Annotated in this window: 18 protein-coding genes; 14 read left to right on the top strand and 4 right to left on the bottom strand. The window is 62.3% G+C overall.

The features are described 5' to 3' along the window. Positions 1–3: 3 nt before the first annotated feature. The gene (locus ASE30_RS02250) at positions 4–915 is read right to left on the bottom strand and encodes a LysR family transcriptional regulator (protein ID WP_057282621.1); all 912 of its coding nucleotides are present in this window, start codon (positions 913–915) and stop codon (positions 4–6) included. A gap of 120 nt (positions 916–1035) precedes the next feature. On the opposite strand from ASE30_RS02250, the gene ASE30_RS02255 reads away from it, so the two are divergent. The 4 genes from ASE30_RS02255 (at position 1036) to ASE30_RS02270 (ending at position 4444) form a co-directional block, all read left to right on the top strand. After that, entirely contained in the window at positions 1036–2193 is a 1158-nt protein-coding gene (locus ASE30_RS02255; RefSeq protein WP_057282622.1) for a DSD1 family PLP-dependent enzyme, read from the top strand. A gap of 25 nt (positions 2194–2218) precedes the next feature. Continuing rightward, positions 2219–2605: a RidA family protein gene (locus ASE30_RS02260; RefSeq protein WP_057282623.1), complete on the top strand. Its 387-nt coding sequence runs from the start codon at positions 2219–2221 to the stop codon at positions 2603–2605. Positions 2606–3004: 399 nt separating this feature from the next. Beyond that, entirely contained in the window at positions 3005–4096 is a 1092-nt protein-coding gene (locus tag ASE30_RS02265; protein ID WP_082601420.1) for an autotransporter outer membrane beta-barrel domain-containing protein, read from the top strand. A gap of 75 nt (positions 4097–4171) precedes the next feature. Next, positions 4172–4444, top strand: a complete 273-nt coding sequence (locus tag ASE30_RS02270) for a hypothetical protein (RefSeq protein ID WP_057282625.1) — start codon at positions 4172–4174, stop codon at positions 4442–4444. A gap of 21 nt (positions 4445–4465) precedes the next feature. Here the strand turns inward: ASE30_RS02270 and ASE30_RS02275 are convergent, their stop codons facing one another. Beyond that, positions 4466–4765 (bottom strand): DUF2513 domain-containing protein, encoded by a 300-nt coding sequence (locus ASE30_RS02275; RefSeq protein WP_057283231.1) that lies wholly within the window; start codon positions 4763–4765, stop codon positions 4466–4468. A 125-nt stretch (positions 4766–4890) separates the two neighbouring features. Here ASE30_RS02275 and ASE30_RS02280 point away from each other — a divergent pair, with 125 nt between their 5' ends. The 5 genes from ASE30_RS02280 (at position 4891) to ASE30_RS02300 (ending at position 7504) form a co-directional block, all read left to right on the top strand. Next, the gene (locus tag ASE30_RS02280; protein WP_057282626.1) at positions 4891–5289 is read left to right on the top strand and encodes a hypothetical protein; all 399 of its coding nucleotides are present in this window, start codon (positions 4891–4893) and stop codon (positions 5287–5289) included. A gap of 93 nt (positions 5290–5382) precedes the next feature. Further along, entirely contained in the window at positions 5383–5703 is a 321-nt protein-coding gene (locus tag ASE30_RS02285; protein WP_057282627.1) for a hypothetical protein, read from the top strand. A 368-nt stretch (positions 5704–6071) separates the two neighbouring features. Beyond that, positions 6072–6275: a cold-shock protein gene (locus tag ASE30_RS02290; RefSeq protein WP_006220190.1), complete on the top strand. Its 204-nt coding sequence runs from the start codon at positions 6072–6074 to the stop codon at positions 6273–6275. Between the two features lie 135 nt (positions 6276–6410). Next, positions 6411–6974 carry a DUF924 family protein gene (locus tag ASE30_RS02295; protein WP_057282628.1) on the top strand — a complete coding sequence of 188 codons (564 nt, stop codon included), beginning with the start codon at positions 6411–6413 and terminating at the stop codon, positions 6972–6974. A gap of 323 nt (positions 6975–7297) precedes the next feature. After that, positions 7298–7504: a cold-shock protein gene (locus ASE30_RS02300; protein WP_006225311.1), complete on the top strand. Its 207-nt coding sequence runs from the start codon at positions 7298–7300 to the stop codon at positions 7502–7504. A gap of 102 nt (positions 7505–7606) precedes the next feature. Here the strand turns inward: ASE30_RS02300 and ASE30_RS02305 are convergent, their stop codons facing one another. Then, positions 7607–8152 carry a TIGR00645 family protein gene (locus ASE30_RS02305; protein ID WP_057282629.1) on the bottom strand — a complete coding sequence of 182 codons (546 nt, stop codon included), beginning with the start codon at positions 8150–8152 and terminating at the stop codon, positions 7607–7609. Positions 8153–8411: 259 nt separating this feature from the next. Here ASE30_RS02305 and ASE30_RS02310 point away from each other — a divergent pair, with 259 nt between their 5' ends. The 5 genes from ASE30_RS02310 (at position 8412) to lon (ending at position 15408) form a co-directional block, all read left to right on the top strand. Beyond that, the gene (locus ASE30_RS02310; protein ID WP_057282630.1) at positions 8412–9167 is read left to right on the top strand and encodes a M48 family metalloprotease; all 756 of its coding nucleotides are present in this window, start codon (positions 8412–8414) and stop codon (positions 9165–9167) included. Positions 9168–9331: 164 nt separating this feature from the next. Beyond that, positions 9332–10642, top strand: a complete 1311-nt coding sequence (gene tig / locus ASE30_RS02315; RefSeq protein ID WP_057282631.1) for a trigger factor — start codon at positions 9332–9334, stop codon at positions 10640–10642. A 4-nt stretch (positions 10643–10646) separates the two neighbouring features. Then, a complete protein-coding gene (clpP, locus tag ASE30_RS02320) occupies positions 10647–11300 on the top strand; it encodes an ATP-dependent Clp endopeptidase proteolytic subunit ClpP (protein ID WP_057282632.1) in 654 nt (217 codons plus the stop codon). Positions 11301–11402: 102 nt separating this feature from the next. After that, complete coding sequence (gene clpX, locus ASE30_RS02325) at positions 11403–12701, top strand: ATP-dependent Clp protease ATP-binding subunit ClpX (protein ID WP_057282633.1); 1299 nt, start codon at positions 11403–11405, stop codon at positions 12699–12701. A gap of 256 nt (positions 12702–12957) precedes the next feature. Beyond that, positions 12958–15408, top strand: a complete 2451-nt coding sequence (gene lon / locus ASE30_RS02330; RefSeq protein ID WP_057282634.1) for an endopeptidase La — start codon at positions 12958–12960, stop codon at positions 15406–15408. Between the two features lie 101 nt (positions 15409–15509). Here lon and lexA read toward each other — a convergent pair whose 3' ends face one another. Further along, positions 15510–16160, bottom strand: coding sequence for a transcriptional repressor LexA (lexA, locus tag ASE30_RS02335; RefSeq protein ID WP_057282635.1), 651 nt, complete (start codon positions 16158–16160; stop codon positions 15510–15512). Positions 16161–16225 lie beyond the last annotated feature (65 nt).

Raw genomic sequence — 16225 nt, forward strand, 5'->3', positions numbered from 1 at the left:
CCCTCAGTCGCCGTCGCGCCAGGGCGGGACGGCGAACGCGGCGCGCAGGCACGCCAGAAAGCCCGCTGTGCGGGCCGACAGTTCCTGCCGCGATTTCACCAGCGCCACCACATTCGCGTCCGGCAGGTTCCAGCCGGCCAGCAAGGGCACCAGCGCGCGGGTCCGCAAATGGCTGGCCACGTCCCACTCCGAGCGCGCGACGATGCCATGTCCCGCCAGGGCCCATTCCAGGGCAGCGGTTCCGGTGTTGCTGGACAGCACGGGCGCGATGCGCACGCCCACGGCCGGCCCGCGACCGCGCTTGAACCGCCATAGGGTCACGTCCTCGTCATTCTCGCGCAGGGCGATGCAGTCATGGTCGCGCAGGTCTTCGGGCTTGGCGGGAGCGCCTCGGCGCGCCAGATAGGCGGGCGAGGCGCACAGGATCCGCCGATTCGGCGCAAGCGGGTAGGCGACCAGGGTCGAGTCGCGCAGTTCGCCGATGTGGACCATGACGTCCCAGTTATCGGAAGCAAGGCGGGGAGGGCCGTCCGAAAGCGTCAGGCTGGCGGTGACATCTTCACTGCTCTTGCGGAACTCCGCCACCAGCCCGGCCACGTACCGCTGCCCGAAGCCTAGTGGCGCAACGACGCGCAGGTGTCCCGCCACGATTCCCCGCCGCCCCGCCAGTTCGTCGGCCAGATCGTTCAGTTCGCCGCAAATCTGCCCGGCTCGCAGCGCCAGCAGCCGGCCTTCGTCGGTCAGGGCCGTGCCGCGTCCCGACCGGTTGACCAGCCGGACACCCAGGCGTTTTTCCAGGGCGTGCAGCCGTTGCGTGACCGCGGGTGGCGTCACGTCCAGGGCGCGGGCCGCCTGCGCCAGGGAACTGGTTGCGGCAAGGCTCAGGAAGAAACGCAGGTCGTCCGTGGTGATCATTCAGTTACCGCTTAATGGAAAATTAAGATCACATTAAACACGCCGGCGAGATGGCGCGCCATACTGCATTCATACGGGTGCGGGATTTTTCCGCATCCCTCCGATATCGAAGAGGCCGTCATGACCCTTACTGCCCCCCCGTCCACGCTGGACGCCCTGGAAACGCCCTGCCTGCTGCTGGACGAGTCGCGCATGACGCGCAATATCGACCGCCTGAACGCGCTGATGGCCGGACACGGGGTGCAATTGCGTCCCCACCTGAAGACCCCCAAGTCCATCGACGTGGCGCGCCGGCTCATGTCGTCGCCCCAGGGTCCCGCCGCGGTGTCGACCTTGCAGGAAGCGGAGCAGTTCGCGGCCGCGGGCATCACCGACCTGCTTTACGCGGTGGGCGTTTCGCCCGCCAAACTGGAACGCGTGCTGGCGTTGCGCGCGCGCGGCGTTGACCTGACGGTGGTGGTCGACAGCATCGAGGCGGCGCGGGCGGTGTCTGCACGGGCCAAGGCGGCCGGCGATCGCATCCCGGCCCTGATCGAGATCGATTGCGACGGCCATCGCGCCGGCGTGCAACCGGGCGACACCGGCCACCTGCTGGCGATCGCCCGGGTGCTGCACGAAGACGGCGCCTGCCTGCGGGGCGTCATGACGCACGCCGGCGAGTCTTATGGATGCCGCAGCGTCGAGGCGATCGCCGACATGGCCGAGCAAGAGCGCTGGGCCGCCGTGAGCTGTGCGCAGGCCATTCGCGAAGCGGGCCTGCCGTGTCCGGTGGTCAGCGTGGGCTCTACCCCGACCGCCCATTTTGCGCGCAGCCTCGAGGGCGTGACGGAAGTCCGCGCCGGGGTATATGTGTTCTTTGATCTGGTGATGGCGGGGCTGGGCGTATGCAGCGTGGATGACATCGCGGCCTCCGTGTTGACGACCGTGATCGGCCATCAGCCCGACAAGGGGTGGATTCTGGTCGACGCCGGATGGATGGCCATGTCGCGCGACCGGGGTACGGCCAAGCAGCCGGTGGACCAGCTGTACGGGCTGATCTGCGACGCGGATGGCACGGTGTATCCCGACGTGTTGCTCGCCGAAACCAACCAGGAGCAGGGCATCATCGAGCTGCGCGCCGGCAGCAATGCGGCCTTGCCCGATCTGCCCATCGGCGCCAAGGTGCGCATACTGCCGAACCACGCTTGCGCCACCTGCGCCCAGCATGACGCGTACGAGGTCGTGCGTCCGGGCGCGCCTGGCGTGGTGGCGCACTGGGAACGTTTTCGCGGCTGGTAGGCCGTCCGATCCAAAGGAACCCGCTATGGAACTCATTCATACGCCCCAGGCGACTCCGCCCGCCGGGCACTACTCGCAGGCGGTGCGCGCCAACGGCTTCGTCTTCGTCTCCGGGCAGTTGGGCTTTCTGCCGCCCGCTGAACCCGGCGTCCGGCCCGTCCTGGCCTCGGGCGCGGCCGCCCAGACCCGGGAGGCGCTACGCAGCGTTGCCGCCATCCTGGAGGCGGCCGGGGCCTCGCTGTCCGCGGTGGTCAGCGTAACGGTGTACATCCCGGATGTCGCGCTTTGGGACGAGGTCAACCGCGTCTACGAACAAGGCTTCGGCGGCCATCGACCGGCACGGGCGATCGTTCCTACCCGCGATCTGCATTTCGGGGCATTGGTGGAAATCAGCGTCGTTGCCGCGGCGTGAACATTGCAGTTCGGGAGGGGCTCGGCGCCTTGCCGAGTTTGCCTCCGGTGAAGGCCACCGTCGGAATGCGGCGCTACGCGGGGTGATGTTGCCCCGCAATCAATAATTACATCTGTTGCTTCTCACTGTAGCGCTTGCTTGCTTTCGCCTGAGCCGGCCGCGCAGAAGTCTCTTGCGCATTCCCCGCGCCCCCGTTTTCGCCCTGGTGATCCGCCCTGGACGTTCGCTGCCCGCGACGTCGTATCTCCCTGGTTTCGTGGGTGATTTTGCCTGTCTAACGCCGAAACAGGGGGCAACAAATGGCCCATATCCACGCCTGAAATTCCGATTCCCACTCGTACAATTTGAAATTGTATTTTGTATAGAATGTAGAAAATCGTGAGCCAACCAGGACGCCGTATGACCTTTAAACCGTCTTTCCTCATGGCGCGGCCCCTTCCGTCCATGACCGCCCGCCTGTCGTCGAAGGGCGTTGCCGCTGCCGCCCTGGTTGCGGCATGTCTCGGTCCTTGGGCGGGGGCTGCCGCCGCTCCGTTGACGCCCGCGCAGCGGGCTGCGATACAGGCCGCTCAGCAGGCAGCGCTCGAGGCGCAGCGGCGGGCCGTGGCGGAATTCAGGCAAGAAGTGGAAGCTCGCGGTGCGAATGCCGTGGCGATGGGCCAAACCGCTTCGATCATGCTGCTGGATACCGAGCTGGGTACGGTGGGGCAGCGTCTTGGGGAACTGCGCGGCCAGCCGAACAAAGGCGGCCTTTGGGTGCGCGGCACGAGCAGCAGCTACAAGGTGGAAACGGCGAACGCAAGCAAGTTCGACCAAGACGCCAGCGCCATCTCGGTCGGGGGCGACTACACCTGGACGGCGACCTCCGCCAAGGTCTACCTCGGCGCGTTCGTCGGGCTTTCGCAGTCCAAGCAGGATGCCGCGTACGGCACCCGCGGAAAGATCGATAGCCGCTACGCAGGCATCTATCTGTCGTACGTCCATGACAACGGCCTATATGTCGACGTCGTCAACAAGGTCGGCAGGATTGACCAGGACGTCCGTTTCGACCTGCCCCTGAACCGTGGCGTCTATACCGACGGCACGTCCCATACGACCTACAGCGGCAGCGCGGAGCTGGGTTATCACTGGCGCCTGGCGGACCAGTGGTTCATCGAGCCCCAGTTGCAGGGCATCTACAGCCGCAGCAGCCAGACGTCGATCCAGGGCAGGGCGGGCCTGCGCGCCGGTCGCGACATCAGCCTGGCGGATGGCGGCACACTTCAGCCCTACGCCAAAGTGTCGTACCTGAAGCAGTTTTCGCACGATGACACGGTGGGATTCGGCAACACGACCTACGACGTGGCGCTTCCAGGAAACCGCTGGCAGATGGGCGGCGGCGTGGCGGTGGAATCCGGGCGTCATCGGGCTTTCGTGGATCTGCAGTACGGGCATGGCGCGAGCGTGACCCAGGAAGTCACCGCGAACATCGGCTACACCTTCCGGTTCTGATCTCCGGCGGACGATCCTTCGGCGGTCGCCGCCTATAATGCGGACGCCTCAACGCCGAAGGTGGAGACCGTCCAAATGCAGTACGAGTATCTGTTCTGGTCCATGGCCGCCATGGTGGCCGCCGCGCTCGCGGGTGGCGCTCTGTGCGGGCGCCTGCGGTCCACCAAGCATGGGCTGATGGGCGTCGCCGGGGTGGCGGCGGCCATCTTCATCACGGTGCTGCTGCTGGCGCGCCAGGGGGGCTTTGCCGACCTGGCGGCCATGCTGTCAATCGCCGCCTTCATGTTCAGTCTGGTGATCGGCGCGGCGGCGGCGCTGCTCACGCGGCGCATACTGCAACGCCGTTGACCGGCGGCGGCGCGGCGCCCCTCATTCTTCCGCGTCGAACTCCTCGTCTTCCTCGTCGTCCTCATCCTGTTCAAGGGCGTCATAGCCCTTCCAGGTGATGCGCCAGCGCGTCGCGCCCGCGGTTGCGGCCGTCTCGCTGATCTGCTTGACCAGTCCAGCGTCGGACAGCAGGTCCAGATGATGCGCGATCAGTTGCAGGCCCTGTTCTTCGGGATGCGGGGCCAGCGCGGCATTCTTGATGTCGTGAGTGCTCAGGTTGGGGCCCGGCGCGTCGCGCAGGGCGCCCAGGATCGTGACGACCAGATCGAAATCGCGTTGCATGATGTCCACCATGTTGGGATAGAAAAGAACACGCCGACAATAGCAGAGTTCGGCTGCCGCGATACGACAGCCGCCGCCGCCGGGTTACAGTCCAGGGTTCTTGCTAACCGACACACACAGAGACCATGAAGAAACCCGCAGAACGAGATTGCCTTGCGGTGATCCCCGGCTATACGGGCCAGGCCGCCAAGCTCTTTCTATCGCGTGGCGAAGACGAACGCATCAGTGGCGTTACCGTCTTCGACCTGCTGGGCCACGTCAAGCACGAGGGCGATGCCGAAGCCGCTGCCGCCTGGGTGGGGACGTGGCTGGCCCAAGAGGCCGACAACCGCAAGGCACGGCGCACCCAGCTCCAGGCGCAGATGTTCATCTGCAAGCTGGTGGGCGACGACAAGGAAGCCTTCCTAAGCGCCCAGAAGCCGCTCATCCGCGTGCTGGCCGAAGCCGGCGTGCGCAGCCGTAGCGTGGCCGCCACGTCCGGAGCCGCGCGGCAGTCACTTGGCCCGAATGTCAGGAAGCATTAGCCCAAGGCTGTTATAGTCGCGCATGGGCGTGCGTGTGCACCTACACGGTGCGTGCCCAGGCGGGCCAGGCCCGCGAATCAAGGAAGATGGAACATGGAAATAGTCAGTCGGCAGGTTGCCGACGTAGCGGGCGGCGTCGAGCTGCACACCACGCTGGATGGCGAGAGCATCAGCGCCTATGTCGTCATGGGCGTCACGGATCTCAATGCGATCGCAGACATCGTGCCGCGCGAGAAAGTCGAGGCGGGGGCGGACATACACGCCTCCAATGTCGACAATGTTGATAATGCGCAAGAACAGATCGACCAAGTCCTGGAAAATATGAATCCCGGCGACGTGGCGGTTTTCCTTTGCTCGGGCCCCGAAGCCTTCGGCGCGGCGCTCGACTTGTTGGGTTTACCTATCGACCAGTAAGCCTGACGGCAAAACCTAAGTGCCATCCAAACGGCGTATTGAGGGTTGTACGCGTTTTGGTGGTGTTTATATAAGCCTTGATTGTTTTAAGATGCGTGGGTGTAAACACCTATGCAGGACCTCGTTTTGCCTATGAAAACGTGTGTTTTTTTTGCGCAGTTTCTCTTTGTTGCATTATTGGCACGTATTTTTTAGGATTATGTTGACTTGTGAGGGGAACATAACGATAGTGTCGGCACACGATCACAAGCGTTGCGATTTTCGTTCAGTGCCGTGCCTTTTCCGGCTCAGCGTTATTGTTCTACTGTCCCCTCCTTGATTGATTCGTGACCTCCGGGCATTTGCCCATTATCTCTAGGAAATACAGTATGGAAACCGGCGTCGTTAAGTGGTTCAATTCGGAAAAGGGTTATGGCTTCATCACCCCGGAAGCGGGTGGTAAGGATCTGTTCGCTCACTTCTCCGAAATTCAGGGCTCGGGCTTCAAGTCTCTGGAAGAGAACCAGCGCGTCAGCTTTGTGACGGCCAATGGCCCCAAGGGCCCGCAAGCCACGAAGATTCAGGTCCTGTAAGGCTCTGATTTTTCGGAAAAAAAGCCCCCTCGTGGGGCTTTTTTTATTGTTGTGCGCGGTATTCTTCGGGCTGTTCCAGCCGATGCGCCGTCTTGGCGCCGACAGCTCCCCACCGCTTCAGGACTCGCCGCCGCCATGACTATTGCCCCCCTTGTTTCCCTTGCCACGCAGCCGCAAGACGTCGTCACCTTTTGGCTGGATGCGGGGCCCCGGCAGTGGTTCAGCAAGGACACGTCGTTCGACGCCCGGTTCCGGGAGCGTTTCGAGGAGGCCCACCTGGCCGCCGCCGCGCGCCAACTTGATGGCTGGCTGGACGAGGCCCAGGGGGCCCTGGCGCTGATGATTTTGCTGGACCAGTTTCCCCGTAACGCCTATCGGGGAACGGCTCACATGTTCGCCACCGATCCCCTTGCCTTGCACTTCGCGGAACGAGCCATCGCCGCGGGGCACGACCTGGCCGTCGATGCGGGGCTGCGGCAGTTCTTTTACCTGCCGTTCGAGCATGCAGAGAGCCTCGTGGCGCAGAATCGGGGCGTGGCCCTGATGGAACCCGTGGATGCGGACTCCCTGCGCTGGGCGGTACTGCATCGCGACATCATCAAGCGTTTCGGGCGCTTCCCGCATCGCAACGCGGCATTGGGCCGGCACACGACACAGGCTGAACAGGATTTCCTGGAGTCGGGCGGCTTCTCGGGCTAGCGGGTCGCGCCCAGTTCTGCACGGGATCCAGAGGCAAGTATCGGCCTGTATCAGTGCATGGCAAGTTGAAAAACTTGCGTGTTCAAAATGGCGGCTGGCGCTTTTTTGCCTATGCGGGACGCTGCACGCGGGGCCGCTGCCGCCCATTCGGATATTTGACGTTTTTCCGCGTTCACCAATACACTGGATTCAGCGAGATTCTCAAGCGACGCGGTCTGCGTTCCTCTTGGTCGCCGTCAGTGGTGCTGCGGTTGCTATCCTCTCCCATCCTTGATGATCTGGCGCCCCGCGAGCAATCGCTTATCTAGGTTCAAGGACATTCCATGGCAACCGGCATCGTCAAGTGGTTCAACGCCGAAAAGGGTTATGGCTTCATCATGCCCGACGACGGCAGCAAGGATCTTTTCGCTCACTACTCCGAGATCCGTAGCGAAGGCTATAAGTCGCTACAGGAAAACCAGCGCGTCACCTTCGAGGTTGGTACCGGCCCCAAGGGTCCCAGCGCCAAGAACATCAAGGTCGCGGCCTAAGACCTTTCGGGTAGCGCTCCGGGCATCTCCCGGCGTACTGCCTATAAAAAAGCCCCCACGCGCAAGGCGTGGGGGCTTTTTTTTTGCGGAGCGGCCGAAGCCTCAGTGCTTGTTGGCTGCCGGGGTCGACAGCCTGTCCACCAGCGCGATTCCCAGCGCCGACAGGATGAACACGGTATGGATGATGGTCTGCCACATGACGCCGGCTTCGGTGAAGCGCGCGTTGGGCGTGCCCATCGTTCCCGCCTCGATGAAAGTGCGAAGAAGGTGGATCGACGATATGCCGATGATTGCCATGGCCAGTTTCACTTTCAGCACGCTGGCGTTGACGTGGCTCAGCCATTCCGGCTGGTCCGGGTGGTTTTGCAGGCGCAGGCGGGACACGAAGGTCTCGTAGCCGCCCACGATCACCATGACAAGCAGGTTCGAGATCATCACCACGTCGATCAGGCCCAGCACCAGCAGCATGATCTCCATTTCGCCGAAGCTGTTGGCATGCGTCAGCAGGTGCCAGAGTTCCTTCAGGAACAGCATCACATAGACGCCTTGCGCGACGATCAGACCCAGGTAGAGCGGTAGCTGCAGCCACCGGGAACTGAAGATCAGGCTGGGGAGCAGGCCTAGGCGGGGAGGGGGGTTCGGGATCATGTTGGGTGCGAGCCGTTTGTTGTTTGCAGAGAAATGCGCGGCGGCAATTCTATCAATGCCGTCGATACGGCGGCATTTGTTTTTGATGACAGAAAATGTTCCCGGCTGGGAGCTAGCATGCCGGGACGGGGCGCGCTCGGGTTTTATGTAAGCGAAGTTCGCATTTGCGAAACTCTGTGCCGAAACGCTTCGAAAGCTTTTCGTCTATATAGAATTGCCGCCTCATTTGCATAGAACGTGTCAATAGGAGTTTGTTCCCATGAAGATCCGCTACACCGTCGCCGCATTGGCCGTTGCGCTTGGTCCGTACTCGGCCGCGCACGCCCTGGATATCGGGGGGCTAGTGGGGGCCGGCGCCAAAGTGGTGCAGGCCGCAACGCTTAGCGATGCCGAGATCAAGACCCTGTCGGACAAGGCTTGCGCGCAAAGCGATTCTCAGGAAAAGATCGCCGCGCCCGGCAGCAAATACGATGCGCGTCTGCAAAAGATCGCCAAGTCGCTGGGTGGCACGGTCAACGGCCAGAAGGCGAGCTACAAGGTCTACCTCACCAAGGACGTCAACGCCTGGGCCATGGCCAACGGCTGCATCCGCGTCTACAGTGGCCTGATGGACATGATGACGGACGACGAGGTGCTGGGCGTGGTGGGCCACGAAATCGGCCACGTGGCCCTGGGCCATTCCAAGAAGGCGATGCAGACCGCTTACACGGTATCGGCGGCACGCGATGCGGCTGGCGCGGCTGGCGGCGCGACGGTCGCCGCCCTGAATTCCTCGCAACTGGGCGACCTGACCGAGAAGTTCATCAATGCGCAGTTCTCGCAGTCGCAGGAAAGCGCCGCGGACGATTACTCGTTCGATCAACTGCAGGCCAAGAAGCTCAATACGCGCGGCCTGGTGACCGCATTTCAGAAGCTTGCCGAGCTGGATGGCGGCAAGAGCGATATGATGAGCTCGCACCCGTCCTCGGCCAAGCGCGCTCAGCACATCGAAGACCGCATCGCCAAGGCCAATTAAGTCTTTAAACAGACGTTTGCCCTCACTTTTCGGGCAGAAAATGGGGCGCGAGCATCCGGGCAAATCCGGGGCTCGCGCCTCTTTGCGTCAGGGTTCCGGAAGTTTCCGGTAAAATGGCGCGTTTATCCGCCCGTAATCTCATCTCTCGGAAAATAGGTCTTTTAATGCAGCCTGTGGTTGAAACCCTCTCCGGCCTGGAGCGCCGTGTTGATCTGGCCGTCTCGGTGGCCGACGTCGAAAAGGAAGTCCAGGCGCAATTGAAGCGCGTGGCTCGCACCGCCAAGGTCCCCGGCTTCCGCCCGGGTAAAGCTCCGCTCGCCATGCTCGAGCGCAGCCATGGCCCCAGCATCCGCTACGACGTGATCAATGGCCAAGTTGGCCGTGCCTTTGAACAAGCCATCGACGGCGCCAAGCTGCGCGTCGCTGGTGCCCCCAACCTGGAACCCAAGACTGACGGCGTTTCCGACGACACGCTGGCGTTCACCGCCACGTTCGAGGTCTACCCTGAAGTCGCCGTGCCGGACTTGTCCGAACTGGCCGTCACGCGCTACGAAACCGCCGTCACCGACGCCGAAGTGCAGCAGACCCTGGACGTCCTGCGCAAGCAGCGCGCCACGTTCGAAGCCCGCGAAGGCCGTGCCTGCGCCGACGGCGACCGCGTCACGCTGGACTTTGCCGGCACCATCGACGGCGTGCCCTTCGAAGGCGGCAAGGCCGAAGATTTCCCGTTCGTGCTCGGCCAAGGCCGCATGCTGCCGGAATTCGAAGAAGCCGCCCGCGGCTTGAAGGCTGGCGAGTCCAAGGTCTTCGAACTCAAGTTCCCCGATGACTACCAAGGTGTCGAAGTCGCCGGCAAGACCGCCGAATTCACGATCACCGTCAAGGAAGTCGCCGAAGGCGTCCTGCCGGAACTGAACAGCGAATTCGCCAAGTCCCTGGGCCAAGCCGAAGGCGACGTCGAAAAGCTGAAGGCCGACATCCGTAGCAACATCGAACGCGAAGTCAAGGTGCGCGCGCAAGGCCGCACCAAGTCCAGCGTGATGGACGCCCTGGTCGAAGCCGGCAAGTTCGACGTGCCGAAGGCCCTGGTCGACAACGACGTCCAAGGCCGTGTCGCCGCAGCCCGCGAAGAGCTCAAGCAGCGCGGCATCCCGAACGCCGAGTCCGTGCCGATTCCGGCTGAAGCCTTCTCGACCGAATCCGAGCGCCGTGTCCGCCTGGGCCTGCTGGTGTCGGAACTGGTCAAGCAAGCCCAGTTGCAAGCCAAGCCCGAGCAAGTTCGCGCGCGCATTGAAGAATTCGCTGAGAACTACGAACAACCCGCTCAGGTTGTCAGCTATTACCTGGCTGACCGCCAGCGTCGTGCTGAAATCGAGGCTATCGTGCTGGAAGACAATGTCGTCGCGCACGTGCTGGAAAAGGCCAAGGTCACCGACGAAAAGGTGCCTTTCGATCAGTTGATGGGGATGGCGTAACACTATGCAGAGATTCACCGATTTCTATGCGGCAATGAATGGCGGGTCTTCGGTGACCCCCACCGGCCTGGGCTACATTCCCATGGTGATCGAGCAGTCGGGGCGCGGCGAGCGCGCCTACGACATCTATTCGCGTCTGCTCCGCGAACGGCTCATTTTCCTGGTGGGTCCGGTGAACGACGCCACGGCCAACCTGGTCGTGGCTCAGTTGCTGTTCCTGGAATCGGAGAATCCTGACAAGGACATTTCCCTGTACATCAATTCGCCCGGCGGATCGGTGTATGCGGGAATGGCCATTTTCGACACCATGCAGTTCATCAAGCCGGACGTTTCCACCCTGTGCACCGGCCTGGCGGCCAGCATGGGGGCGTTCCTGCTGGCGGCAGGCAAGAAGGGCAAGCGTTTCACGCTGCCCAACTCGCGCATCATGATTCACCAGCCGTCTGGCGGCGCCCAAGGGCAAGCCTCCGACATCCAGATCCAGGCTCGCGAGATCCTGGACCTTCGCGCCCGCCTGAACCGCATTCTGGCCGAGAACACCGGCCAGACGATGGAGCGGATCGAGCTGGACACGGAACGTGACAACTTCATGTCAGCCGAAGATGCGGTATCGTATGGACTGGTGGACAAGGTGATGACCTCCCGTTCGGAAGGCTGACTTCCCGGTTGATCCAGACCCCCTGCCATCATGTTTGAGTAAGCGCATGCGCTAGACCTTTCATCCGGTCTGGCGCATCTTTACCTGAGATACGAAACAAATATGCCTGAAAAAAAGGGATCGGCAGACGCAAAAGTGCTGCATTGCTCGTTTTGCAATAAAAGCCAGCATGAAGTCCGCAAGCTGATCGCGGGTCCGTCGGTATTCATCTGCGATGAATGCATAGACCTGTGCAACGACATCATCCGCGAGGAAGCGCAGGCGACCGCGCGCGCGGCGATTCGTTCCGAACTGCCCACTCCGGCCGAAATCAAGACCTTCCTCGATCAGTACGTCATTGGGCAGAACTCGCCCAAGCGCATGCTGGCCGTGGCGGTTTACAACCACTACAAGCGCATTCGCCACGGCGAGATCAAGGGCGACGAAGTCGAGCTCTCCAAGAGCAACATCATGCTGATCGGCCCCACGGGGTCGGGCAAGACGCTGCTGGCTCAGACGCTGGCGCGCATGCTGAACGTGCCCTTCGTCATGGCCGATGCCACCACGCTGACCGAAGCCGGCTACGTGGGGGAAGACGTCGAGAACATCATTCAGAAGTTGCTGCAGAACTGCAACTATGAAGTGGAAAAGGCGCAGCGCGCCATCATCTACATCGACGAAATCGACAAGATCTCCCGCAAGTCCGATAACCCGTCCATCACCCGTGATGTCTCGGGCGAGGGCGTGCAGCAGGCTTTGTTGAAGCTCATCGAAGGCACGGTCGCTTCGGTGCCCCCGCAGGGCGGCCGCAAGCATCCGAACCAGGACTTCGTGCAGGTCGACACGACCAACATCCTGTTCATCGTGGGCGGCGCCTTCGATGGTCTGGAAAAGGTCATTCGCGACCGCACCGAAAAATCGGGCATCGGCTTCTCGGCCTCGGTGCGCGCCAAGTCGGAACGCGGCGTGGGCGAACTGTTCTCCGAAGTCGAGCCCGAAGACCTGATCAAGTTCGGCCTGATCCCCGAACTGGTCGGCCGTCTGCCTGTCGTCGCCACCCTGGACGAACTGGACGAAGCGGCCCTGGTGCAGATTCTGACCGAGCCCAAGAACGCCTTGCTCAAGCAGTTCCAGAAGCTGTTCGCCATGGAAGGCGCTGAACTGGACGTGCGCCCCGGCGCTCTGAAGGCCATCGCCCGCAAGGCGCTCAAGCGCAAGACCGGCGCGCGCGGCCTGCGGTCCATCATCGAGCAGGCGCTGCTCGACACCATGTATGACCTGCCTTCCCAAGGCAACGTCAAGCGGGTGGTGCTGGACGAAGGCGCAATCGAAGGCGAGGGCAAGCCCCTGCTGATCTACGCCGACGAAGCCGCCGCCTCGGAGAAGCCAGAGCGCGGAGAAGTCCGCGACGCCGCCGCCTGATATTTCAAAAAAGCCCGTTCTCGTAACGGGTTTTTTTCTCTATGGGCGCGCCACTGGTACAAACACGCTTTTCTCGCCGCGGCGGCGCCCTCATACTGAGAGCGCTGTCTGGGGTTTTTACAGCCTTTTGGTTATCCTGGCGCCGAGATCTTGAATTTTCGGCTATTGTTCCCATAACAGACGTAACTGACGAGTTTGCTCGGGTATTCCCGATCCTCCCGTCCCCGATACGCCGAGTCATACCGAGGAACCTCCTATGTCTGCCAGCCAGACCCTGCCTTCCGACCCGATCGACCTTCCCCTGCTGCCGCTGCGCGATGTCGTAGTGTTCCCGCACATGGTCATCCCGCTGTTCGTCGGCCGTCCGCGCTCCATACGCGCGCTCGAGGTTGCGATGGAAGCGGGCAAGAGCATCATGCTGGTGGCCCAAAAGTCCGCCGGCAAGGATGACCCCACGCCTGAAGACGTCTACGAAATCGGTTGCGTTGCCGGCATCCTGCAAATGCTCAAGTTGCCCGATGGCACCGTCAAGGTGCTGGTCGAAGGCACCCAGCGCGCCCGCATCAACAGTATTGAAGATGCCGATTCGCATTTCACCTGCCAGGTTTCGCCGATCGAACCCGACGCCATGCAAGGCTCCGAAACCGAAGCCCTGCGCCGCGCGATCGTGGCTCAGTTCGAGCAGTACGTAAAACTCAACAAGAAGATCCCCCCGGAGATCCTGACCTCGCTGGCTGGCATCGATGATGCCGGTCGCCTGGCCGACACGATCGCCGCGCATCTTCCGCTGAAGCTCGAGCAGAAACAGAAGATGCTCGAGATCGTCGGCACCTCGGAACGCCTCGAAGGCTTGCTCACACAGCTCGAAACCGAAATCGACATCCTCCAGGTCGAAAAGCGGATTCGCGGGCGCGTGAAGAAGCAGATGGAAAAGAGCCAGCGCGACTACTACCTGAATGAGCAGGTCAAGGCCATTCAGAAGGAGTTGGGCGAAGGCGAAGAGGGCGCGGACATCGAAGAGCTTGAAAAGAAGATCATCGCTGCCCACATGCCTAAAGAGGCGCGCAAGAAGGCCGATGCCGAGCTCAAGAAGCTCAAGCTCATGTCGCCCATGTCGGCCGAAGCCACCGTGGTGCGCAACTACATCGATACGCTCATCAACCTCCCCTGGAGGAAAAAGAGCAAGATCAACAATTCCATCAGCAACGCTGAAACGGTGCTGGACAACGACCACTATGGCCTCGAAAAGGTCAAGGAACGGATCCTCGAATATCTTGCCGTGCAACAGCGCGTGGACAAGGTGAAGGCTCCGATCCTGTGCCTGGTCGGCCCTCCGGGCGTGGGCAAGACCTCGCTGGGGCAGTCCATCGCCAAGGCGACGAACCGCAAGTTCGTCCGCATGGCGCTGGGCGGCGTGCGCGACGAAGCCGAGATCCGCGGCCATCGCCGTACGTACATCGGTTCCATGCCGGGCAAGATCGTCCAGAACATGTCGAAGGTCGGCGTGCGCAATCCCTTGTTCCTGCTTGATGAAATCGACAAGCTGGGCATGGACTTCCGCGGCGATCCTTCGTCGGCGCTGCTCGAAGTGCTGGACCCGGAACAGAACCACACGTTCCAGGACCACTACATCGAAGTCGACTTCGACCTGTCCGACGTCATGTTCGTGGCAACCAGCAACACGCTGAACATTCCGCCCGCGCTTCTGGACCGCATGGAAGTGATCCGCCTGTCGGGTTACACCGAGGAAGAGAAGATCCATATCGCCCGCGACCATCTGCTGCCCAAGCTGATGAAGAACAACGGCGTGAAGGATAGCGAGCTGACTGTCGACGACAGCGCGCTGCGCGATATCGTGCGCTATTACACCCGCGAAGCCGGTGTGCGTGCGCTCGAACGCGAAGTGGGCAAGATCTGCCGCAAGGTCATCAAGCAGTTGCTGACCCAGAATGACCGCGCCAAGGCCGAGGGCAAGATCCTCGAGGTCAAGCCTGTCAACGTCACGGGCGACAACCTGAGCGACTACCTGGGCGTGCGCCGCTACACCTTCGGCATGGCCGAAAAGGAAAACCAGACCGGTCAGGTGACTGGTCTGGCGTGGACGGAAGTCGGCGGCGACCTGCTGACGATCGAAGTCGCGGACATGCCTGGCAAGGGCGTCATCCAGCGCACGGGTTCGCTCGGCGATGTGATGAAGGAATCGGTTGAAGCGGCCCGCACCGTTGTGCGTTCTCGCGCTCGCCGTCTGGGCTTTGCCGACAGCATCTTCGAAAAGCACGATATGCACGTCCACGTGCCGGAAGGCGCGACTCCCAAGGACGGTCCGTCCGCGGGTATCGCGATCACCACGGCCATGGTGTCGGCCTTGTCGCGCATCCCCGTGCGCGCCGATGTCGCCATGACGGGCGAAATTACGCTGCGCGGCGAAGTGCTGCCAATCGGCGGCTTGAAGGAAAAACTCCTGGCGGCTCACCGCGGCGGTATCAAGACGGTCTTGATCCCGGAAGAAAACGTCAAGGACTTGGCGGAGATCCCGGACAACGTCAAGAACCATCTTGAGATCGTGCCGGTACGCTGGATCGACAAGGTGCTGGAACTGGCCCTGGAACGTCTGCCCGAGCCTCTGGCCGAGGAAGAGGCGGTCAAGGAGCCCCTGGTCGCCAAGCCGGCAGAGCCGGGTGCGACCGACCCTGTGCTGAAGCACTGATCGCGTCGTGAGCCCCTGCGGACGCGCCCTGCAAAGGGTGCATCCAAAAACAAACCCCGCCTGAGAAGGCGGGGTTTTATTTTGCCGCCAGCGGGCGGGGTTTAGTGCAGCGCGTGGGTGCGGATCAGGCCGACCGCGATGCCTTCCAGGGCGAATTCCTGATCGGCCTCGACTACGATGGTTTCGAAGTCCGGGTTTTCAGGCAGAAGCTCGATATGGCCGTTCTGGCGCTGCAGACGCTTGACGGTGACGTCGTCTCCGATGCGAGCCACGACGATCTGGCCGTTGCGGGCTTCGGAGGCCTTTTTGACAGCCAGCAGGTCGCCTTCCAGGATGCCGGCGTCGCGCATGCTCATGCCGCGTACCTTGAGCAGGTAATCGGGCGCCTGCGCGAACAGGTGGGGATCGACGCCGACTTCTCGTTCGACGTGCTCGGCGGCAAGGATGGGGCTGCCCGCCGCCACGCGGCCGACCAAAGGCAACAGCAATTGAGCCAGTCCAGGAATAGGCAGCGAGCTTTGCGCCGCCGCGGCCGCGGCATCCTTCAGGCGGATGCCGCGCGAGGCGCCGGCGGTAAGTTCGATGGCCCCCTTGCGGGCCAATGCCTTGAGATGGTCTTCCGCCGCGTTGGGGGAGCGAAACCCTAGGGCCTGGGCAATTTCGGCGCGCGTCGGCGGGAAGCCGGTGCGCGTGACGGTCTGCCTGATAAGGTCCAGGATTTGTTGTTGGCGATCAGTGAGTTTGCTGGCCATGGCGATGATCCGGTGCGAGCGGACTGTACATATATACAGCGCCATTCTGGGGGACACAGCGTAAA

The sequence above is a fragment of the Achromobacter sp. Root83 genome, assembly GCF_001428845.1.
Lineage (GTDB): Bacteria > Pseudomonadota > Gammaproteobacteria > Burkholderiales > Burkholderiaceae_B > Achromobacter.

Bases quoted from the DNA above. Each gene is read 5' to 3' on its own strand.
- ASE30_RS02280 (WP_057282626.1), top strand. From the start codon at position 4,891: ATGAAGAAACCCGCAGAACGAGATTGCCTTGCGGTGATCCCCGGCTAT.
- ASE30_RS02255 (WP_057282622.1), top strand. From the start codon at position 1,036: ATGACCCTTACTGCCCCCCCGTCCACGCTGGACGCCCTGGAAACGCCC.
- ASE30_RS02250 (WP_057282621.1), bottom strand. From the start codon at position 915: ATGATCACCACGGACGACCTGCGTTTCTTCCTGAGCCTTGCCGCAACC.
- ASE30_RS02260 (WP_057282623.1), top strand. From the start codon at position 2,219: ATGGAACTCATTCATACGCCCCAGGCGACTCCGCCCGCCGGGCACTAC.
- ASE30_RS02265 (WP_082601420.1), top strand. From the start codon at position 3,005: ATGACCTTTAAACCGTCTTTCCTCATGGCGCGGCCCCTTCCGTCCATG.
- lexA (WP_057282635.1), bottom strand. From the start codon at position 16,160: ATGGCCAGCAAACTCACTGATCGCCAACAACAAATCCTGGACCTTATC.
- ASE30_RS02275 (WP_057283231.1), bottom strand. From the start codon at position 4,765: ATGCAACGCGATTTCGATCTGGTCGTCACGATCCTGGGCGCCCTGCGC.
- lon (WP_057282634.1), top strand. From the start codon at position 12,958: ATGTCTGCCAGCCAGACCCTGCCTTCCGACCCGATCGACCTTCCCCTG.
- ASE30_RS02285 (WP_057282627.1), top strand. From the start codon at position 5,383: ATGGAAATAGTCAGTCGGCAGGTTGCCGACGTAGCGGGCGGCGTCGAG.
- ASE30_RS02290 (WP_006220190.1), top strand. From the start codon at position 6,072: ATGGAAACCGGCGTCGTTAAGTGGTTCAATTCGGAAAAGGGTTATGGC.
- ASE30_RS02310 (WP_057282630.1), top strand. From the start codon at position 8,412: ATGAAGATCCGCTACACCGTCGCCGCATTGGCCGTTGCGCTTGGTCCG.
- tig (WP_057282631.1), top strand. From the start codon at position 9,332: ATGCAGCCTGTGGTTGAAACCCTCTCCGGCCTGGAGCGCCGTGTTGAT.
- ASE30_RS02300 (WP_006225311.1), top strand. From the start codon at position 7,298: ATGGCAACCGGCATCGTCAAGTGGTTCAACGCCGAAAAGGGTTATGGC.
- ASE30_RS02270 (WP_057282625.1), top strand. From the start codon at position 4,172: ATGCAGTACGAGTATCTGTTCTGGTCCATGGCCGCCATGGTGGCCGCC.
- ASE30_RS02295 (WP_057282628.1), top strand. From the start codon at position 6,411: ATGACTATTGCCCCCCTTGTTTCCCTTGCCACGCAGCCGCAAGACGTC.
- clpP (WP_057282632.1), top strand. From the start codon at position 10,647: ATGCAGAGATTCACCGATTTCTATGCGGCAATGAATGGCGGGTCTTCG.
- ASE30_RS02305 (WP_057282629.1), bottom strand. From the start codon at position 8,152: ATGATCCCGAACCCCCCTCCCCGCCTAGGCCTGCTCCCCAGCCTGATC.
- clpX (WP_057282633.1), top strand. From the start codon at position 11,403: ATGCCTGAAAAAAAGGGATCGGCAGACGCAAAAGTGCTGCATTGCTCG.